Here is a 20,631-nt window from a genome sequence, read left to right as displayed (position 1 = left end):
AGCGCGAATGGAACCCGCTCGGGACGGGATGTTGGCTTCTAAGCCACGATCCCCGCCCAATCCGCCGCATGGCTTCCCTCATGGTTCGCCATGCCAGGCTTCGTCAGGCAACCCACCGGTTTCGTGTAGCTGTCGATGCGTCGCTCGGGGCGCTCGTGCCAGCTGATATTGAAAGCCCAGTAGGTCGGGAAGAAGTAGAGCGAGGAGTAAGGCAGGTGGTCGTGGATCCACCAGGCGAGCTTCTGCCAATCGCCTTCTGCCTGGAAGCGGTCCCAGAAGGACGGCACGACGATGCAGGCGGTGGCTCCCATGAAGCCGTCCGCATCGCGACGATCCCAGATGTGTCCGGCGTAGTTCGATTCATTCGATGCACAGCTGTATCCAGCCTTCTTGCCGCGCTGCATCTCGTTGCCGAACCCGTTCACCTCCACCGAACGGAAGGCCGAGCGGATGGCGATCCGCCCAAAAGCGTCCTGCAACGGTTCAAGCAGGTCCTCACACAGGCGCGTGCCGGCAGCGATCGCGAGATCCGGATCGTCCGGTGCATTGTTGAAACCGTGGATCGATGCGATGTCGGAGAAGAGGAAATCCCGCATGAAGAAGGTCTTCGAAAGGCGCACGCGGCCAAATTCGGTGAGGCTGGTGACGCTGGTCGGCTTCTTCATTCTCGGTCCTTCCCCTTGATGATGCGTCACTGAAGCATCGGGAGTTTCTTTGGGCAAGGCCAGGTCATCGCTCATCCCCCGGTTGCCTCTCCGCTTCGCTTCGCTACAGTCGCGCAGACATGATTTGGAATGGAATGCAGCATGCTGAACGGCATCAGTCACCCGAACGTTGCTAAATTCTGGAATGGCCTAAAGCCAGGCGACTCATTTAGCAGCCTGCGAATAATTGTGCGGATTACCTGATGGCGATCTGCAAGAGGCTGCATTTGCACTAAATCCGATCGCAACACGCGGCGGCCACTTGCCACCACTGCGAAAGAAGCCTGACCTTTCATGATGAACCCTACTGAAATCGCAGACGCCCTGGATGACATTGCCAGCGCAAAGTTTGACCCCACAGAGTTCGGCTATGCCTTCGCACAGGCGACGGATAATGCGCAGGCAACTGTTGCCAAGCTGAAGGTGGGCACCACCAACAAGTCGGATATCGCGGGCGGCGTTCTGCTGAACGGCAAGTTTCATTATGCTCCGGCCCTTCCGGGCATGGCGGCTGAAATGCTGAATGCGCTTCGCACCTCCAAACGCACAGTGAAAGCAAAACCTGCAATCCTGATCGCCACGGATGGCGAGATGATTGCCGCCGAGCATCCGAAATCCGAGGAAACGCTGCATTGCCCCTTTGCGGAGCTTGGCACGCATTTTTCCTTTTTCCTGCCTGCGGCTGGCAAGGAGCGCTATCGGGCGGCAGAGGAAAACCCGGTCGACATCAAGGCCACCGGCAAACTGGCGAAACTTTACGATGCGCTTTTGAAGGCAAACCCGGATTGGGCCGTGCCGGAGCGCCGCCATGCCATGAACCTGTTCATGACGCGGCTGATCTTCTGCCTGTTCTCTGAGGATGTCGGCGTCTTTAAGGAAGATCAGTTCTCCTTCGCCGTCTTCTCCTATGGCGGCAACAAGGGCGAACACGCGCGCGATGTTCTGGTGCAGGCGTTCACAGCCATGAACCTGCCCAAGGATCAGCGTAAAGGCCTGCCTGCCTGGACCGACACCTTCGAATACGTCAATGGCGGGCTGTTTGCCGATGCCATCGAGGCCCCGGAATTTGATCCCATCTCCTTCCGCTATCTGCGCGACGCCGCCGAGCTGGACTGGAAGCTGATCAACCCGGATATTTTCGGCTCGATGATCCAGTCGATTGCCGATCCCAAGGCCCGCGCCGAACTGGGCATGCATTACACATCGGTGCCCAATATCATGAAGGTGCTGGGGCCGCTGTTTCTGGATGATCTGGATGAGGCACTGGAGAAGGCCTGGGACAAGCCGGCGGCGCTGAAGGCCCAGCTTCATCGGCTCTCAAAAATCCGCGTCTTCGACCCCGCCTGCGGCTCCGGCAATTTTCTGGTCGTCGCCTACCGGCAGATGCGGGAACGCGAAATTCGCATTCTGAAACGGTTAGGAGAGCTGGAGGATAATCCGCAGAACGTCATGTTCTCCTCCGTCAGTCTCAACCAGTTCTATGGCATCGAGTTGACGGACTTTGCGGCGGAAACGGCGAAGCTCGCGCTGTTCATTGCCGAATATCAGGCGAATGCCCATTTTGCCGATGTGTTCGGGCGGATGCCTCCGCTGCTGCCGTTGCGGGATGGTGGGCAAATCAGATGCGGCAATGCTCTGCGGGTGAATTGGGATGAGGTTTGCCCACCTCCAGTTGGGAGCGAAGAGGTTTTCATTGCGGGCAATCCACCGTTTTTGGGTTCTACGTATCAGTCGAAGGAACAGAAAGCCGACTTGGGCGAGGTGTTTGCGGGCGTGACGCCCAGTTATGCAGCATTCGACTTCGTGTCCGCATGGTTTTTCAAAGCAGCAAGATATGTCGAGGGACGTTCAGCGCGTTCCGCATTGGTATCAACGAATTCAATTTGCCAAGGCTATTCGGTCGCTGCACTTTGGCCGCATATTCTCTCTGCCGAACTTGAAATTGCCTTCGCGCATAAAGATTTCAAGTGGCGTAACAACGCTTCAGCAAACGCCGCCGTGATCTGCTCGATTATTGGCCTGCGGAACAAATGTTCGTTGAAAAAGCGCTTGTTTCACGACGATCTGGAAGCTGTCGCCGATAACATTAATCCCTACCTCGTCGCTGGCCCAACCATATATGTGGAAGGCACCCGAACTGGGAAGTTCGAGCTTCCGGCGATGGACTACGGCAACAAGCCGGTCGAGGGTGGGAACCTGATCTTAGAAGAGGGAGAGAAAGAGCAGCTCGAACTCGAGTTTCCTGAAGCGAAGGAGTTTATTCGACCATTCATGGGATCAGCGGAAGTCGTGAGGGGTACAAAACGATATTGTCTCTGGATTCCTGATAATAGGTTGAACGACGCGCTAAAGATTGTCGAAATCGCTAATCGAATTGAGCGGGTGAAGGAATTTCGTGCCAAGAGTACTGATGCGTATGTGAGAGAAAAACTTTTGCCCCGGTCACACGCATTCAAGCAAATCTTCGAAGCGAAGTCCCACTCGATCCTCATCCCCAGCGTCACCTCAGAACGTCGTCCCTACCTTCCGGTTGACCGCGTTGGAGCCGACGTCATTTCTTCGAACCTGAATCAGGTTCTCTACGACGCCCCCGACTGGTGCATCGCGCTGATTGCCTCGCGTCTGCATCTCGTCTGGATCGGGACGGTTTGCGGACGGCTTGAATCCCGGTTCCGCTATTCCAACACGCTGGGCTGGAACACCTTTCCGGTGCCGAAACTCACCGCTGATCAATTGGAGCAGCTTTCCGCCTCCGCACGTCGCATTCTGAAAACGCGCTACCAGCATTACCCGAAAACCATTGCCGATCTCTATGACCCGGACAAGATGCCGGAGGATTTGCGCGCTGTGCACCGGGACAATGATGAGCTGCTGGAGAGCATGTATATTGGCCGCCCCTTCCGCAACGATACGGAGCGGCTGGAAAAGCTGTTCAAGCTGTATGCGGCGCGGGTGAAGCAGGGGGCGAAGTAAATGGTTGAGATGGTCAATGTGCGCTACAATGGCACCGGGCAATCCAAGGCCACCAATGCGTTGGGCCAGCGGCCCATGCAGGCCCGCGCCTATGCCGCCCGCAGCGCGCAGTTCATTCTGCTCAAAGCCCCGCCTGCGGCGGGCAAGAGCCGGGCGCTGATGTTCGTGGCACTGGACAAGCTGAACCATCAGGGGCTGTCGAAAACCATTGTCTGCGTGCCGGAAACCTCGATTGGTGGCTCCTTCCGCTCAACCGACCTGAAAAGCTACGGTTTCGATGCGGACTGGCAGGTGGAGGACCGCTGGAACCTCTGCCTTTCCGGCACCGAAGATGGCTCGACTGCGCAGAAGGTGAAGGCGTTTTCTGATTTCATGCAGTCCGACGCCCGCGTGCTGGTGTGCACCCACGCCACCTTCCGCTTCGGTTTCGAGGCGGTGGAGCGGGCGCATGGCATCGAGGCCTTCGACAACGTGTTTCTCGCCATTGATGAGTTTCACCATGTCTCGGCAGCCGATAACAACCGTCTCGGCGAAATTCTGCGGCAGATTGTTGCGCGCGGCCAGTGCCATGTGATGGCCATGACCGGCTCCTACTTTCGTGGTGACGCCGTGCCGGTGCTGCGCCCGGAGGACGAGGCGCGCTTCAAGACGATCACCTATTCCTATTACGAGCAGCTTGAAGGCTATGAGTATCTGAAGGCGCTCGGCGTCAACTACAGCTTCTATCGCGGCCAGTATCTCAACGGCCTGCCGGATGTGCTCGACACGAAGCTCAAGACCATCATCCACATTCCCCATCGCGGTTCGGCGGAAGCCTTTGGCGAGAAGAACGATGAGGTGGGCCGCATTCTCGATCTGATCGGCGAGCATATCGGCGTGGAAGAGGGAACGGGCTTCGATCTGATCAAGACGGCACATGGCCGCGTGTTGAAAGTGGCCGATCTCGTTCATGATGGCCCGGAGCGTGAGGGGGTGAAGGCTGCCCTTTCCCGCGAGATCAAGGGACCAAATGGCAAGCGCGACGATGAAGCGGACCGCGCCAAGGTGGACATTATCATTGCGCTTGGCATGGCCAAGGAGGGTTTTGACTGGGTGTGGTGCGAACACACGCTGACCATCGGCTACCGCGCATCGCTGACCGAGATCGTGCAGATCATTGGCCGCGCCACGCGCGATGCACCGGGCAAGCCGAAAGCCATCTTCACCAATCTGGTCGCGGAACCGGGCGTGGAAACGTCGGCGGTGAAGGATGCCGTCAACGACATGCTGAAGGCCATTTCCGGCTCCTTGTTGATGGAACAGGTGCTGGCACCCAATTTCAAATTCTATCGCCGGGAAGATGGCGATATTCGCGAACCGATCACAGATGACGGCCAGGGCACCATCACCATCGGCATCAAGGGTCTGATGGAACCGCCGACCGACCGGGCGCGAGACATCTGCGAAAACGATATGGCCGATCTGATGGCAACCGCCTGTCAGGCTGTCGATGCCCGTATCGTTTCGCCAGACACGGCCCCGGAAGTGGCAACCCAGATGCTGCTGACGGACATTATCGAGCATCGCTACGAGAACCTCAACGACGACGAAACCGAAGCCATCCGCCAGAACCTTGCGGCGCGCATGAACCTGCTGACGCTGACACGCCAGGAAGCCGAACGTGGATTTCGGGAAGCGGGTACTCAGTTCTTAGGTGCCGATCAGCCAGGCGGCGAAGCGCCCCGAACGGGCGCTGACGCCGGGCAGGCTGACGGCAACGACTCAGACGACGACATGCGGGTGGCACCCAACACGCTGCTGGCCATGGTGCGTCGCTTCATCAATGTGCGTGAGCTGGATATTGACCTGATCGATAGCGTCAACGCGTTTCAGGAATGTTTCGAGGTGGCCTCACGCAGCTTCGATGCCCCGCTTCTGTCTCAGGTACAGTCCGCCATGGTGGCCATGCGTGTGCAGATGACGGAAGAGGAAGCGCGGACGCTTTGGCCCAGGATCAAGCGGTTCCGGGCGCAGGAGGGGCGCGAGCCGAATGTCCATGCAGAAGACGCCCTGGAGAAGCGCATGGCGGAAGCGCTGGCCTGGCTCAAGAACCGCAAGGCGCAGACGATACGGGAGACGGCAAGCTGATGCCCCGCCCGACACTGGAAGAGATCTTTGCAGAGCCAGACGAATTCGGTCTTCTCGCTGTGAAGCTGAAACCGAGGGCGTCATCTTCAGCAAACAATGGCGTTTCGATCCTGAATGATGTGACGCGTTTTTTCGAGCAGCACGGACGTTTGCCCGACGCCAACGCATCCAACCACGAAGAGATGCGGCTTGGCACCATATGGGAAAACCTCGCCAAATCTCCCACCGACGAACTGAGGCAGGCCGACAGGCTTGGACTTCTGGCACGGAAAGGGAACGTTGCCGAGGTTTCCTGGCGCGACGAGGTTGAAGACGACGACATCCCGGCAACGCTCGATGACATCTTTGCTGATGATGGTCTGGACGTTCAGCCGGAACTTGTTCAGCTCAAACACGTGACGCCGGCAGCGGAACGCCAGATGCCTGACCATCGGGCGGACTTCATCCCCTGCAAGGATTTCGATCAGTTTGCGGGACTGTTCGAGACCATGCAGCAGGCTCTCGATAGCGGCGCACGCGAAGCCACGCTAATTGAAAAATGGGCTGTTATCGAGCCTGTCGAAGGCGACTTTTTCATCCGCAACGGCCTTCTAGCCTACATAGCGGAAAAGAGTGAAAGTACGCAGCGCGGCGGAGCACGCGATCATCGTCTCCGGGTCATTTTCTCGAACGGCACCGAGAGCGACCCGCTGATGTCATCATTCCGGAAGTCCCTTAATGACGACAAGACGGCCCGAGTGATTCAGCGCCTCGGGCTTGGACCGCTCGATCCTGACTGGGAAACCGACAAGGTTTCGTTGTCGGGCACGATCTACGTGGCCCGCAGTCTTTCGGAGGATCCTGCGATTAAACCGCAGCGCGACATCCTCTACAAGATCGGCGTAACCTCACAGGACGTCCGGCGTCGCGTAGCTGATGCCCGGAACGATCCGACCTTCCTTCTGGCACCGGTCGAGATTGTCGCCACTTACGAGCTGCAGAACCTGTCACGCTCCAAGGTCGAGAACTTACTCCATCGGTTCTTTGATGCCGCAAGGCCCGGTGAGCTTTTCATCATTGACCGCTTCGGCAAGAAGATCAGGCCGCGCGAATGGTTCTATGTGCTGCCAGAACTCGTCGCCCAGGCGGCCCAGCTCATCAAGGACGGGCAGCTTCATCTCTATCGGTATGACCGTGATACCCAGAAGATTGTCAAAAGAGCTTAGATGGGACCTCGACCAATGTGCTGCGAAACATTGCACTTAGGCTGCCATCCGAGATTGGTTCGCGAAGATCTGAGGGCATGAATCCTAACCACTTCATTTTGTCCAAGTCGCGAGCAATTCGATCACGCAAAACCGACGCCTCCAAAAAGCGACCTCCTCTAAGCTCTTGAGATCTTTTCGCCTCAGCTTCCTCAAGTGCAGCCTTAAGCGTCGCGATTTCGGAAGTAATCGCTTGGCTATCTGACGCGACACGACTCTCCAGTCGAGACAGGATTTGTTGAAGCTCTCTTTCCACCGTTAGCCTCCATGTTTACCCGCACGAATAGCGTCCTGGTCCGCACGCCTGGTGACCTGCCCGGAATGATACTCCACTTTCACTGAAAGGGCACATGGCTATGGATCGTGTAGGTTGGGTGCAGCATAAGCTTCGAGCCGCACCTCTGTGTGAACTGAAAGGCTTCATCAGTTCCGTATATAGTTTGATGTGTCGGCATGCCTCGGATTTGGACAAGGCAAGAACATCATTCTGCCTCAAAATTAGCTCGCACTTGCGCGTCTGAAAGGCGTTGCGCGTCAAACAACGTCTTGCAAGTTCAAATCTCGCGCAGCAGTCTGTAACTTCAAGAACGCTTGATACCGGCTCGCATGAGTAACAGCCACAGCGTCGCTGCCAGGAACGTATTCTACAGCACTTCTTGATAACTCACGCATGGCAACGCGAACATCGGGGAAGGCACCCGCCGCGACGCTTCCAAGAATGGCAGAGCCGAGCAGGACAGGTTCCTCCGCCTCGGTCGCGACAACAGGCTTGCAGCAGGCGTCCGCCAGGATCTGGCGCACCAGTGGGCTTGCGCCTGCGCCACCGCTGATGACCACCCGCTCGACGGAAGCACCCGATTTTGCCTGTGTCTCGATGATCTGGCGCAGTCCGTAGCCGATCCCGCAAAGGCCGGCGATGTAGAGAGCGATCAGACTGTCAAAGTCACGTTCCATGCCAAGGCCAGCAATGACGGCGCGGGCATACGGATCGGCAAAGGGTGCGCGATTTCCGAGAAACTCCGGCACGACATGCAGGCCAGCAGCAAGGTTGACGGCCTCTGAGGCATTCGCGACCTTGAGTGTCGCCTGCTCGGCCATGAAGGCGGGTAGAGACTTGCCCTCGGCCTGTGCCCGGGCGGTCGCCTCGGCGGCAGCGGGATGGAAGGAGAGAAGCTGGTCGATCGCAGCCCCTGCAGCACTTTGACCACCTTCGTTCAACCACATGCCGGGTACCATGGCCGAATAATACGGTCCCCAGACACCGGGTACGAAGACGGGATCTGCTGTCGAGGTCATGGTGCAGGAGGAGGTCCCGAACACATAGGCCAGGTTTTCTGCCGGCTTGCCGCCGATGCCGACCGTGCCGATGCCACCCGCATGAGCATCGATCATGCCCGCAGCGACGGCCGTACCGGGTTTGAGACCCATGGCTTCGGCCGCCTCTTTCGTCAGCCCCTGCCCCAACCGGGTGCCAGGCTCGACGATGTCGGTACCGATGCGGGCAAAGCCCTCGGCAGCCAACTCCTCAAGGCCGATCTGATTGAAATAGCTTTCATCCCAGCGCGCTTCGTGGGCGAGATAGGTCCATTTGCAGGTTACAGTGCAGGTCGAACGTGAGAGATCCCCGGTCGATTTCCAGGTCAGGAAATCGGCGAGGTCGAAGAACTGCCAGGCGGCGGCGAAGGTCGCCGGACGGTTTTCCTTCAGCCACAGGATCTTCGGCGTTTCCATCTCCGGCGAGATACGGCCGCCGACATAGCGCAAGACATCGTGCCCGATCGCATTGATGCGCTCGGCCTGAACCACGGCACGGTGGTCCATCCAGACGATAATGTCACGCTTTGCATCTTCCGACGGACCGACGGCGAGCCGCTTGCCCCCCTCGCCCAGCACCACCAGCGAGCAGGTCGCATCGAAGCCGAGACCGATGATCTGGCCCGGCGACACCCCGGCCTCCTGCACCGCCTCGCGGATGATGGCGCAGACTGCGTTCCAGATCTCGGTGCTCGACTGCTCGACGATCGAGCCTGCCTCGCGAAAGAGGGTGATATCGCGCTTCGCAACCGACAGCATGCGCCCCTCAAGGTCGAAGAGACCAGCACGTGCGCTGCCCGTTCCGACATCGACGCCGATGACGTAACTCTCGGACATTTGGATCAATCCTGCGGCCGACAACGCAATTTCATTGGCGCTCCGCGAATTCTGCCATCTGCCTGATGAGGAAGAACCCCACGGTTGCGCCGGCGTCCTGCAGCCCTACGGTTTTTTCCTGGAAGGCAGCGGCCTTTCCGTGCTGCGCGACCATCGACTTCGTCGCTTCGAGCGCATCTTCCGCGGCTTTGGCGGCAGAAGACAGCGCTGCCGTCAGATCTTCGCCCTTTCCGGCCGCGTCCTCGAGAGACCTCGTCAATGGATCAAGTACATCAAGTAGGGTCTTGTCGCCGACTTTTGCCTTGCCGCGTTCAGCGATTCCATCTGTGTAGGCGCGCCAGAACTGAGCCAGTGCTCGGGTATCAAGAGCATCGAGCCCCTCGACCGCCTTGCTCGCTCTCAAAAAGCCCGTGGCCGTCAATGTCCCCATCGTCGACGGAGCTGTGCGCGCCATTGTGGCACCGGCCGTGCGGAGCAGTTTGGAGAGACCGGCGTCCGCTCCCTCGGCAGCGACGGCTTCCGCCGCAGCTGCAAAAGACTTCGCCATTGTGATGCCAAGGTCGCTATCACCAACTTTGCCATCGAGCGCGATGAGAAACTCTCGCTGTTCGGCAAACAGCTGCTGCCAGCTCTGAAACAGCCCGATCAGATGACCCGCTTCCAGTTTTTCGAGGCTCATGATCTCAACCCGTCACGTGCTTGAAGAAAGGCGTGTTGGCGGGCGCTGCCATAAGGCGATCGAGCTCCTCATCAAGATGAAGGATCGATATGGAGGCACCGGCCATTTCCATAGAGGTCGCAAACTCTCCGATCCACACATGCTTAGCGTTCACGCCGCGGGCATCAAGGAGTTGGCGGACGCGGCGGAACAAGATGTAAAGTTCCTCGAGTGGCGTACCACCCAGACCGTTGATCAAAACCGCTACATCATCTCCCGATTTGTAGTCGGTTTCGTTGAAGATGCGGTCCATCATCTCGTCGACAACGGAATTTGCGGGCGCCAGTTTCTTGCGACTGATGCCTGGTTCGCCATGGATCCCCATGCCGATTTCCATTTCGTCCTCGCCAATCGAAAAAGTGGCGTGGCCGATTTCAGGAACGACGCAGCTCGAAAGTGCAACACCCATGGTACGGCTCTTCAGCCGTGCTTTGTCCGCAATCCGGGCGACCTCGTCGAGTGACAGACCTTCAGCGGCAGCTGCTCCGGCCGCCTTATAGATGAAGAAGATGCCTGCCACGCCGCGACGCTTGTGTTCTTCGCCGACAATCGACGAGGCGACGTCGTCGTTTCCGACAACCTGCTTCACCGTAATTCCATCGAGATCTGCCAGCTCGGCAGCCATGTCGAAATTGATGATGTCGCCGGAATAATTGCCGTAGATGTAAAGGACGCCGGCGCCCTGATCGACAGCCTTCGTCACCTGATACATTTGTTCGGCGCTGGGGGATTGGAAGACGCCGCCAACAGCTGCGCCATCCAGCATGCCGTCGCCGACGAATCCCAAAAATGTCGGCAGATGACCCGAGCCCCCGCCTGTCGTCAGCCCGACCTTTCCGGGCTTCCGCTTGGCGGTTACAAGGCACCGCAGATCGTCATTCGCATAAGTGACCATCGGATGCGCCGCATAGATGCCCTCGAGCATCTCGTCGACGAAGTTGACCGGATCGTTGAGAAACTTCTTCACTTTATCCTCCACTGTTACTTTTTGCGCTGGCGCATGACGAAGAAGGCAGCTGCAAGCAGGATGAAGCTGCCAACGACCAGTCGCTGCCAAGTGCTTGGGATGCCGACGAGCACCAGGACGCTGTTGATAACGACAATAAGGAGAACGCCGAGAATGGTGCCAAGAACCGTTCCCGTTCCCCCGGTAATGCGAGCGCCTCCCAGAACGACGGCCGCAATTACATTGATTTCTGTACCAACCAGATCGAAGGGGTTTGCCTGACGGTTGGCACACACGTGAATGATACCTGCAAGGCCCGCCAAAGCGCCTGCATAGCCGAATAGAAACAGATGCACGGTGCGCAGACTGTATCCGAGACGCTCTGCAATATTGGGATTGCCACCCACTGCGAAAATCGCGCGCCCCATCAGGGTCCTGTTCAGGATCCACCAGGTCAGGATGGCGGCGACCGGAAGCACGAGAAAATAGAAGGGCAGAGTGACGAGAGCGCCATTGGCGGTCTCGAACTGCAAGAGCGGCATTCGCCCGAAGGCCCCCATCTGCGGCGGCAGCGACATGATCCAGACGGTGCCAATGAAGGATAGAAGGAAACCGCGAAACAGATACTGGGTGCCGATCGTCACGATGAGGGAAGGAACACGCAGGTGGTGAACGAGCAGACCGTTAATGACGCCGAGGAAGACACCACCTGCCATTGCGATAAGGATGATCACAATGATGGGTAGCCCGGGCAAATAGGTCTGCACCAGCAGTGTCACAGAATACATGGTGAAGGCAGCGATCGCGGTAAACGAAACATCGATGCCACCGGCTGCCAAGATGACGAAAACGCCAAGCGCGAAGAGTCCCATCACGACGCTGGCGCGGCCGATATCGATCAGGGTCGAAGGCTGAAGGAATGCCGGATTAGCGATCGAAACCGCAACGCAGATGGTGACGAGAATTGCGAATGTAATCGTCTCTGGACGCCGTCGGACCAACGCGCCTAGGCTAAAGGCCCCATCCGATGCTGAAATCTGGGCCTGCTCTACTTTGGTCATATTCATTCTTCAGCCCCCTTCTCACCACCGAGCATTGCCCGGTAGAGATCGTCCTCGGACGCCTTTTCTGCTTCAAATTCTGAGACGATCCGGCCACCGTTCATGACGATGATGCGATCAGCATTCTGCAAGAGCTCTGGCAGATCGTCGCTGACAATGATGAGCCCCATGCCGGATGCGGAGAGCGACTGGATAACCTTGTAGATCGTGTCCTTTGAACCGACGTCGACGCCCACTGTCGGCCCGTGCAGGATAAGAAGCCTCGGGCGGATGCTCAGCCAGCGGCCAATCAGAACACGCTGCTGGTTACCGCCCGATAGGGAACCGACCGGCAAATCTATGTTTTTTGTGTTGAGGCGCATTTGCGCCGACAGGTCTTCAGCGAGGGCCCTTGCGCGCTTGCGATCAATAACTCCGATGCCGTTGGTGAGGTGTCGAAGTATGAGAGCGGTTTCATTATCAAGGATTGACTTGTCGAGGAACAGTCCTTCTGCCAGACGGTCCTCCGGAACATATCCAATTCCGTGTTGGATGGCGTCGGAGGTAGAGGTTAGTCGCACCTCCTTGCCGTCAATCAGCATTTTTCCATGCTCGACAGGCAGCACCCCGGCAAGTGCCATGGCCAGCTCATTGCGACCAGAATCTGCAAGCCCGGTAACACCCAAGATCTCTCCGCCGCGCAAGGCGAGCGAAACACCTTCGACATTGTCCGTGCGCAATCCGTCTACCTCGAAAAAGGTTTCGCCGTCCGGTCGCCCCTCGCGATAGCGGGTCGCGGTGATCTGCCTTCCCGTCATCAGTTCAGACAGGTCATCCTTGGTGAAGCTTGCGATCGGCCCTTGGCCGACACACTTTCCATCGCGAAAAACGATGGCGTTGCCGCCGATCCGATAGCATTCCTCGAGCTTGTGAGTGACGAAAAGTACGGTAACGCCCTCAAGCCGCAGGCGCTCGACGACTTCGATCAGATTGTCGACTTCACGTCGGGTCAGGGAGGTTGTCGGCTCATCCATGATGACGAGCTTTGCCCGTGTCGCGATTGCGCGTGCGATCGCCACCAATTGTCGTGAAGCGAGCGGCAGGTCTGCGACAATTTCCTTCAGGAAGGTGCGATCTGTGGGCAGGCCGACTGCTGCAAGAGCACGTGCCGCTGTTTCCTGCATCTGGCCGCGATTGAAGAGGCGTGCCAGCCGCCCTCCAGCCGACACAAGCTGCTCGGTCAGCGCAACGTTTTCCGCAACCGTCAAATTGGGCAAAAGCGAGAGATCCTGATAGACGGTCTCAATTCCCGCGGCGAGAGACTGAATCGGAGTCAGAGCTGAAAAGCTTTTTCCATCGAGCACGATCTCGCCGGAAGATGGCGGGTGCGCACCGGACATAATCTTGATGACCGTGCTTTTGCCACAGCCGTTTTCACCCAAAAGGTGATACACCTGACCGCGCGCAAGGGTCAGATTAATGCCCCTAAGCGCGTGCACGCCACCAAACCACTTCTCGACGTTGTTCAATCGCAGCAGCTCAGCCGGCTGCTCAACATTCATTTGCATTGCGACCACGGGAACACGATCCTCATTCTTTCCGCAGGCGGATTTTGCCGCGGCGCTGTGACCGGGGGTGCTCCCCGGTCACGGTGTTTGGCGGAAGGATCAGAACAGGAAGTCCTTGTAGGTCGCCTTGTCGGCGAGGACCATGCCGTTACCGACAACGAGCAAGCCCTTGCCGGCCCCCTGCTTCACGGTCACCTTTTCGTAACCGGGCACGCCCAGGTCCATGCCATCGGTCAGCTCCTTCTTTTCCAGCAGGAGCTTGGCGATCGTATTCATAGCCATGCCCGCCTTCTGCGGATCCCAGAAGCCGATCGCGGTGATTGCACCGGATTCAAGCAGATCAGCCGAAGGGTTCGGAAGGCCGGTACCAACGAGGCAGACCTTGCCGCTTAGACCGGCTTCGTCAATAGCTCGGCCGACACCAAGTACGTCGTTGCCTGCAGAAGTTTGGAAGCCCTTGATATCGGGATGCTTACGCAGGATTTCCTTGGCCTTTTCATAGGTCGCGTTGGCATCGTCAAACGACTCGTTGTTGGGATCAACGAGTTCCATGCCGGCATACTTTTTGGCGTTTTCCTCGCCAGCACCGACCCACTGCATGTGGGTACGGCTACCAAGCGAACCGACGAAGGTGGTCCACTTGCCTTCCTTGCCCATGCATTCTGCAAGCCGCTCATTCAAAGCAGCACCGTAGTCGGCGTTGTCAAAAGCTTCGACGTTCGCATTCGTGTTGATCTGGTTGTCAGCCTCATGCGTGACGACAACAATGCCACGCTCCATGGCGCGCTGCAGCGTCCCCTCGAGCACGGCCGGATCCATCGGCACCACTGCGAGCGCATTGACCCCCTTGGCCACGAGATCGTTGACGATCTGCAGCTGCTGGGCGGAGTCGGCTGTTGCTGGACCGCTCTGGGTCGCCACGACATCCGCATTTGCTTCCTGGAAGGCAACCACGCCGGTGTTCATGCGGTCGAACCACGGGATACCGCTGATCTTGACCACAGTTGCGATCACAGGCTTCTCCTGCGCAACGAGCACGCCAACAGAGCCTCCCAGGGTGACGGCTGCAAGCGCGGTGCCGAGCATCATTTTTTTGGCAAACGAGTTCATGCTTTCCTCCACAAATTTTCCCTCGATTTGTTACTTCGGCGATTGAGGGACAGACGCCGAAGAATCTTCAGGGCGACGCATCGGGGCAAGGAAACCCATCACGTCATAGCGGCCGACTGCCAGGAAGGTGAGCAGCAGAGCTCCCCAGGCAAAATCACGGACAAAGTTTGAAAGGCCGCCGAAGTTCAAAAGGCTCGACATCAGCTGAAGCGCCACCGCACTCAGGACCACGCAGATCACGCGGCCATAGCCACCTTCAGGACGGACACCGGCCATGACTGCAATCAGGATGGCAATCAGCAAATAGGAGCTACCGTAGTCGAACTTCACGTTGACGTTGCGCGCCGCGATGATGATGCCAGCGAGACCCGAGAGCGCTCCAGACAAGCCGTAGGTGGCGAGAATGACACCGTTCTTGGGAAAGCCGGCGAAGGTAGCAGCCTTGGGATTTGTTCCCATCAACATCAGCCAGAGACCGAAGGGCGTGAACTTCAACACCGCGCCAATCAGCGCTGCGACGATGATGAATATGACGAAGCTGATCGGGACGCCAAACAGCATGTCGTTGCCAAGGCTCCAGAGCAACGCAGGAGCGCCAACGGTCACGGCACGCCCCTCAGACACCACAATAGCCAGACCCATAAATGCCATCTGGGTGCCGAGCGTGCACAAGATTGGAGTGATTGAGAAGCGGGCTATCAAAAACCCGTTGAACAGACCGCCTGCGAGGCCAACCAGAAGGCAGCCAACCATGAAGCCCAAGCTAAATGTGGTCGGATCGGCAGCTGGACCGAGGATCGAGACCATCAGCACAGCTGAGACCACCCCCGAAAGGTTGGCAAGCGCAATCCCCGAGAGGTCAATGCCACCATTGCCTGCGCACATAGCAAGCATCACACCGATGGCTAGCAGACCGATTTCAGGAACCTGGCCGGCCATGGACTGCAGATTGAACAGCGACAGAAAGGAGCCGCCAGAGATGACCACTCCAGCAACAAGCAGCATGGCGTTCATGACGACAAGCATCACGAATTGGCCGTCGGTTCGCCGCATGGTCTCCTCCCATGTTTAGTGAACGTTGCACGACTTCACTAAACGCTAGCAAAGCACAAACGCGGTGACAAGCCCTATTTTACGCGGAAACCTCGTTGCGGATTCGTCGCATTTGCCGTAAACATCCGGCTTAACGGATACTCTGTTTAGTAAAACATTTCGCAGATGCAGCATTTGGGACGGCGATGAAGAACGGTAAAAGCCTGACGATCCGAGACATAGCCGAAGCGGCCGGCGTCTCCGCCGCAACGGTGTCTCTCGTCTTGAATGGTAAGGGCGATATTTCGGGCGTGACGCGCGCGAAGGTGCTCGAAGCGGTTGCCAGCCTCAACTACGTTCCGCGGGCTAGCAAACCGACGGCAGAACCGGGGGAGACGCTTCGATTCTTAAAGATCGCCAAGCATGGCCACACCGTAAACCGCGACCATAGCGTCTTTATTTCCGACTACATCGATGGGATGTCCGCCGAAGCAACGAGACGAAGTTATACGCTCGAAGTCGTCAGCTTCGAAGGTCAACCAATCAGTTCGGTTGCCGAGTCTCTAGCCGGAGCACCCATATCAGGCGTCATTGCGCTAGGCACTGAATTGACCGAAGCCGATATCCGACTCATCCAGGGATTGGGCTATCCGACCGTCTTCATAGATACCTTCTTCGATGTCATCGACGCCAATTTTGTCGACATGAACAATGAAGACGCTGTCTACAAGGTGCTATCCCGCTTTCACCAGCAGGGGTTTCGGCGGATCGGCTTCGTCGCCTCCCACGTGGAGACGACAAATTTCAAGCTTCGCCGAGATGCGTTCTTCAAGAACATGGCGCGCCTTGGTCTTGCGGTTGAGGAGTCGGACATACTGTCCGTCGAATCAACCTATGATGGTGCCTATGGTGACACGCGCCAGCTTCTCGCAGACGGCCTTGCTCTTGCAGAATGCTATTTCTGCACCAACGACATAATCGCCTATGGGTTTATTCGAGCGTTACGGGAACACGGCCTCTCTATTCCCGACGACGTCTCAATAATCGGTTTCGACAACCTACCCCAGAGTGCCACCATGGATCCTGGTTTGACGACGATCGAAGTCTCCAAACGTAAAATTGGATACCTCGCCGTCACAATGCTGGATGATCTCATTCAATCTGCTGAGCCGCAGCCGGCCGTGAAGATCCAAGTCGGTGCCGAACTCGTCCTGCGCGGAAGCCACGAGAAGCTTTCTCAGCGGCCGGGCAAAAAAAGCGCCCCGAAACTCAAACAGCCGGCTGAATGATGACGCATCGGGCGTTGAAATCGGCGCGTAAGCTGACATTCATCCATACTGTCGCGGCTCTTGAGCCTTTATTTGGATCTCTTGCATCCGAACGACTGCCAGAGTGGGACAGTGCATCAACTGTCGATGAGAGCCTACTGACGAGGACCATAGAGGACGGTTGCGTTCACCTCGAAACTTTTGAACGCCTCGCACACCATGTACAAGTGGCGACAGATGCCGGGAGCAGCGCGATCATCGTCACCTGCTCAACTCTGGGCGAAGCTGTCGACACATTGGCAGCCCGGACGGTAACGCCACTTTATCGAATCGACCGGGGAATGGCGGAAAAAGCTGTGCTGCAGGCGTCGACGATCGGCATCCTGGCAACGTTACCCACCACGCTTGATCCAACGACCAGGCTGCTGGAGAGGACAGCCAAGCGTATGGGTCGTCGTTGCAAGTTCATCAAGCGGCTTTCGTCCGACGCCTTTGCCTGCTTGAAAGCTGGCAACCGGGAGCACCACGACGAACTGGTTCGCAAAGATTACGAGATGCTAGCCGAAGAGGTAGAGCTTGTTGTTCTTGCTCAGGCATCCATGGCGCGCGCGCTTCAAGCCGGCCCACAGCCTAAGCCTTACCTGACAAGCCCCGAGCTAGGCATGGATCACATCGCGGAGTCACTGCGCCTTACGCGCATGTCCGGCAAATGATTTTCTGGAGGAGAAAATGGAATACAGAACACTCGGCCGCTCAGGCCTCAAGGTCTCTGCAATATCCATGGGAACGTTTTCGTTCGGTGGCGTCGGCGGTTTTGCCAAAGTGGCCGACCAAGGGGTCGAGGAAGCGCGACGCCTGATTGACTGCTGCATCGAACTCGGAGTCAATCTCTTCGATACCGCCAATATGTATTCGCTTGGGCGTTCAGAAGAAATTCTCGGCGAAGCGCTGGGGACAAAGCGAAATGAGGTGCTCATATCATCAAAGGCGAGGATGAAGATTGGCGACGGCCCCAACGACGAGGGGGCCTCCCGTTTTCATATCATCCGAGAGTGTGAACGCTCGCTCTCGCGGCTGAAGCGCGACCACATAGACATCTATTTCATGCATGAATGGGATGGGCTGACGCCTCTTGATGAAACGCTGGAGGCGTTGAACACGCTTCGCGAACAAGGCAAAATCCGCTACATCGGCTGCTCGAACTATTCCGGCTGGCATATCATGAAGGCGCTACAGACCTCAGATGCCCGCGGACTATCCCGCTTCATCACTCAGCAAATTCACTACACACTTGAAGCGCGAGAGGCTGAATATGAGCTTCTCCCACTATCCGTGGATCAGGGACTGGGAGTCATGGTCTGGAGCCCTCTGGCAGCTGGGCTTCTCTCGGGAGCGTTCGGACGGAACAAGGCACCGGAACAGTCGCGGCAGGCGCAAGGCTGGAGCGAACCGCCAATCCGCGATCAAGAACGGTTGTGGAGAATCGTCGATGTGCTGGAGGAGATCGCCACGGAAAGGGGCGTGTCAGTGGCTCAGGTGAACCTTGCTTGGACATTGTCCCGTCCGGCCATTTCGACGCTTGTTGTCGGCGGCCTCAATGAGAACCAGTTTCGCGACAACATCGCCGCCTGCGACCTCAAACTTTCCGAATCCGAGTTGTCGCGACTGAATCTGGTCAGTCGCCCTCCATATATTTACCCCTACTGGCATCAACATAACTTTGCGGGCGAGCGGCTGTCTCCAGCCGACCTAGCACTGCATCGCTCGTTCGACGATCTTGGGCTGATTTGACGAGAAACAGGCTTCGTTGGTGAGTGCGAGGACTTAGGCTTGCCGAAGAGCCGCGACTTCCTGCGCAGTCAAAGGCCGGATTTTCTCGTTGCGGAGCATCAGGAACAGTTTAGCAGTCTCTTCCAGCTCTTCAGTCGCATATTGCGCTTCCCGGAGCGTCTTGCCCGCGACGACAGGGCCATGATTGGCAAGAAGAACCGCGTGGCTATCGCGAGCCCGATCTCGGACCGCCTCTGCCAAAGCAGCATCCCCCGGCGGAAAGTAGGGCGCCATGGGCAAGCGCCCGACCCGCATCACGTAGTAGGCAGTCAGCGGGGGCAGAACGTCATTGGGATCGAGACCATCGATCAGACTGACAGCGACCGCATGGGTGGAATGGAGATGTACGACCGCGCCCGAGCTTTCCCGCGCGCAATACATGCACTGGTGCAGGACGGCTTCCTTGGTTGGTTTGTCACCGCCGATATGCACGCCCTCGGCGGTGAATTTCGACAGCCGGCTGGGATCGAGCGACCCCATGGAGGCATTTGTCGGCGTCATCAGCATCTCGCCGGTCGAGAGTCGAGCGCTGATGTTGCCGGTCGAGCCGAAGGTGAAGCAACGATCGAAGAGAGATTTGCCGACCTCTACGATCTCGTCGCGCAGGCGGGTTTCCTCGGAGAGAATGGATGTCATGCCAGTAGGTCCCAAGCCTTGAGGAAGAAATCAGGCGCACCGAAATTGCCGGACTTGAGCGCCAGCGCCATCGGCTCTGTCTGCCCCAGCGTCAGCGTCCAGGGAACACCGGGATCGATTTCCGGACCAATGAAAAGGGCATCGGGTGCCAGCGCGCCGACCACGGCACCCGAGGTCTCACCACCGGCGACGACCAGGCGGCGGACGCCAGCAGCCTTGAGGCCGAGCGCAGTCTCGGCGAGGAATTGCTCGATGAGCGATCCGGCCCTCTCGCGACCAAGGGCAGCCTGGGCTGCCTTCACCTCTTCCGGTTCGGCACTCGAATAGATCAGTGGCGCCCGTGCAGACTGGGCCAGCGCCCAAGAAAGGGCCTCCTCGACCCGGAAGCGACCTTCTGCAATCGCCATAGGGTCGAGCTTGAGCGTCGGGATCCCCGCCTCAATCGCCGTGCGGATCTGGCCGCGGGTCGCTTCCGAACAGGATCCGGCAAGGATCATCGACCGACCCGCCGGCGCGGAAAAGGCGAGCGCGTCGCTGGCAGGCCGTAACACGCCGGCGCGTCGGAAATTCTCCGGCAGACCGAGCGCGATGCCGGAGCCGCCCGTGATGAGGGTCAGCCCGGCAGCGGCCTCACCGATCACCCGGAGATCTGCATCGGTCAGAGTATCGACGACCAGCGCCTGTTCGCCCTTGCCACGCGCGGCCTCAAAAGCTTGCTTGACGGCTGAAGCTCCGTGCCCGACCGTCTCGCGGGTCACCAGCCCCACCTTCAGCTGCGACTGGCCAGCCATCAGGCGAACCAGTGAGCTGTCGGTCATCGGCGTCAGCGGATGGTTGCGCATCGGGCTGTCGCAAAGCAGCTGGTCACCGACGAAGAGATGGCCCTTGTAAATGGTGCGGCCATTGGCCGGGAAAGCCGGGCAGACGATGGTCAGATCCGTGCCGAGCGCCTGCATCAGGGCTTCGGTGACGGGACCGATATTGCCGGTGGGACTTGAATCGAAGGTCGAGCAGTATTTGAACAGAAACTGCTTTGCGCCTGCCGTTTGCAGGAAGGAAAGCGCTTCGAGCGACATGGCGACCGCTTCAGCTGCGGGGTTGGTGCGCGACTTCAACGCAACCACCACCGCGTCGACGCCTGAGAGATCAAGGCCGGCCTTGGGAACACCGATCGTCTGGATGGTCCGCATGCCCTCGCGTGACAGCATCAGCGCAAGGTCGGTGGCTCCGGTCAGGTCGTCGGCAATGGCGCCCAAAAGCATGGCAGTCTCCGGTGAAGTGGCG

16 protein-coding genes are annotated in these 20,631 nt (G+C 58.1%); 6 read left to right on the top strand and 10 right to left on the bottom strand.

Features of this window, described 5'->3' with window-relative positions; translation table 11 throughout:
- Positions 1 to 38: 38 nt before the first annotated feature.
- Positions 39 to 665 carry a hypothetical protein gene (locus M1E12_RS20425; protein ID WP_479563082.1) on the bottom strand — a complete coding sequence of 209 codons (627 nt, stop codon included), beginning with the start codon at positions 663 to 665 and terminating at the stop codon, positions 39 to 41.
- A 333-nt stretch (positions 666 to 998) separates the two neighbouring features.
- Between M1E12_RS20425 and M1E12_RS20420 the strand changes: the two genes are divergently transcribed.
- The 3 genes from M1E12_RS20420 to M1E12_RS20410 are packed head-to-tail and all read left to right on the top strand — an operon-like array spanning position 999 to position 7,009.
- The gene (locus M1E12_RS20420; RefSeq protein WP_479563081.1) at positions 999 to 3,677 is read left to right on the top strand and encodes a class I SAM-dependent DNA methyltransferase; all 2,679 of its coding nucleotides are present in this window, start codon (positions 999 to 1,001) and stop codon (positions 3,675 to 3,677) included.
- Complete coding sequence (locus tag M1E12_RS20415) at positions 3,678 to 5,804, top strand: DEAD/DEAH box helicase (RefSeq protein ID WP_479563080.1); 2,127 nt, start codon at positions 3,678 to 3,680, stop codon at positions 5,802 to 5,804.
- The gene (locus M1E12_RS20410) at positions 5,804 to 7,009 is read left to right on the top strand and encodes a GIY-YIG nuclease family protein (RefSeq protein WP_479563079.1); all 1,206 of its coding nucleotides are present in this window, start codon (positions 5,804 to 5,806) and stop codon (positions 7,007 to 7,009) included. The genes M1E12_RS20415 and M1E12_RS20410 overlap by 1 nt, the downstream gene beginning before the upstream one ends.
- 573 nt (positions 7,010 to 7,582) lie before the next feature.
- Here M1E12_RS20410 and M1E12_RS20405 read toward each other — a convergent pair.
- The 7 genes from M1E12_RS20405 to M1E12_RS20375 all read right to left on the bottom strand — a co-directional run bounded on the left by M1E12_RS20405 (position 7,583) and on the right by M1E12_RS20375 (position 15,634).
- Positions 7,583 to 9,199, bottom strand: coding sequence for an FGGY-family carbohydrate kinase (locus M1E12_RS20405; protein ID WP_479563078.1), 1,617 nt, complete (start codon positions 9,197 to 9,199; stop codon positions 7,583 to 7,585).
- A 31-nt stretch (positions 9,200 to 9,230) separates the two neighbouring features.
- Positions 9,231 to 9,878, bottom strand: coding sequence for a dihydroxyacetone kinase family protein (locus M1E12_RS20400; protein ID WP_479563077.1), 648 nt, complete (start codon positions 9,876 to 9,878; stop codon positions 9,231 to 9,233).
- Positions 9,879 to 9,882: 4 nt separating this feature from the next.
- The gene (locus M1E12_RS20395) at positions 9,883 to 10,884 is read right to left on the bottom strand and encodes a dihydroxyacetone kinase subunit DhaK (protein WP_479564933.1); all 1,002 of its coding nucleotides are present in this window, start codon (positions 10,882 to 10,884) and stop codon (positions 9,883 to 9,885) included.
- Between the two features lie 14 nt (positions 10,885 to 10,898).
- The gene (locus M1E12_RS20390; RefSeq protein ID WP_479564932.1) at positions 10,899 to 11,924 is read right to left on the bottom strand and encodes an ABC transporter permease; all 1,026 of its coding nucleotides are present in this window, start codon (positions 11,922 to 11,924) and stop codon (positions 10,899 to 10,901) included.
- Between the two features lie 2 nt (positions 11,925 to 11,926).
- Positions 11,927 to 13,471 (bottom strand): sugar ABC transporter ATP-binding protein, encoded by a 1,545-nt coding sequence (locus M1E12_RS20385; protein WP_479564931.1) that lies wholly within the window; start codon positions 13,469 to 13,471, stop codon positions 11,927 to 11,929.
- A gap of 99 nt (positions 13,472 to 13,570) precedes the next feature.
- On the bottom strand, positions 13,571 to 14,581 hold the full coding sequence (locus M1E12_RS20380) for a substrate-binding domain-containing protein (protein WP_113460716.1): 1,011 nt from the start codon (positions 14,579 to 14,581) through the stop codon (positions 13,571 to 13,573).
- Positions 14,582 to 14,611: 30 nt separating this feature from the next.
- Positions 14,612 to 15,634, bottom strand: a complete 1,023-nt coding sequence (locus tag M1E12_RS20375) for an ABC transporter permease (RefSeq protein WP_479563076.1) — start codon at positions 15,632 to 15,634, stop codon at positions 14,612 to 14,614.
- A gap of 185 nt (positions 15,635 to 15,819) precedes the next feature.
- Between M1E12_RS20375 and M1E12_RS20370 the strand changes: the two genes are divergently transcribed.
- The 3 genes from M1E12_RS20370 to M1E12_RS20360 are packed head-to-tail and all read left to right on the top strand — an operon-like array spanning position 15,820 to position 18,672.
- Positions 15,820 to 16,902: a LacI family DNA-binding transcriptional regulator gene (locus M1E12_RS20370; RefSeq protein ID WP_479563075.1), complete on the top strand. Its 1,083-nt coding sequence runs from the start codon at positions 15,820 to 15,822 to the stop codon at positions 16,900 to 16,902.
- On the top strand, positions 16,899 to 17,594 hold the full coding sequence (locus tag M1E12_RS20365; protein ID WP_479563074.1) for an aspartate/glutamate racemase family protein: 696 nt from the start codon (positions 16,899 to 16,901) through the stop codon (positions 17,592 to 17,594). Before M1E12_RS20370 ends, M1E12_RS20365 begins: the two co-directional genes overlap by 4 nt.
- Positions 17,595 to 17,610: 16 nt before the next feature.
- Positions 17,611 to 18,672: an aldo/keto reductase gene (locus M1E12_RS20360; protein ID WP_479563073.1), complete on the top strand. Its 1,062-nt coding sequence runs from the start codon at positions 17,611 to 17,613 to the stop codon at positions 18,670 to 18,672.
- Positions 18,673 to 18,705: 33 nt separating this feature from the next.
- On the opposite strand, the gene otnC is transcribed toward M1E12_RS20360, so the two are convergent.
- Complete coding sequence (gene otnC / locus M1E12_RS20355) at positions 18,706 to 19,347, bottom strand: 3-oxo-tetronate 4-phosphate decarboxylase (RefSeq protein ID WP_479563072.1); 642 nt, start codon at positions 19,345 to 19,347, stop codon at positions 18,706 to 18,708.
- On the bottom strand, positions 19,344 to 20,609 hold the full coding sequence (otnK, locus tag M1E12_RS20350) for a 3-oxo-tetronate kinase (RefSeq protein WP_479563071.1): 1,266 nt from the start codon (positions 20,607 to 20,609) through the stop codon (positions 19,344 to 19,346). The genes otnC and otnK overlap by 4 nt, the downstream gene beginning before the upstream one ends.
- Positions 20,610 to 20,631: the final 22 nt, after the last annotated feature.

This window comes from Rhizobium sp. K33 (assembly GCF_056501445.1).
This window is presented reverse-complemented; position numbering and strand designations above follow the sequence as displayed.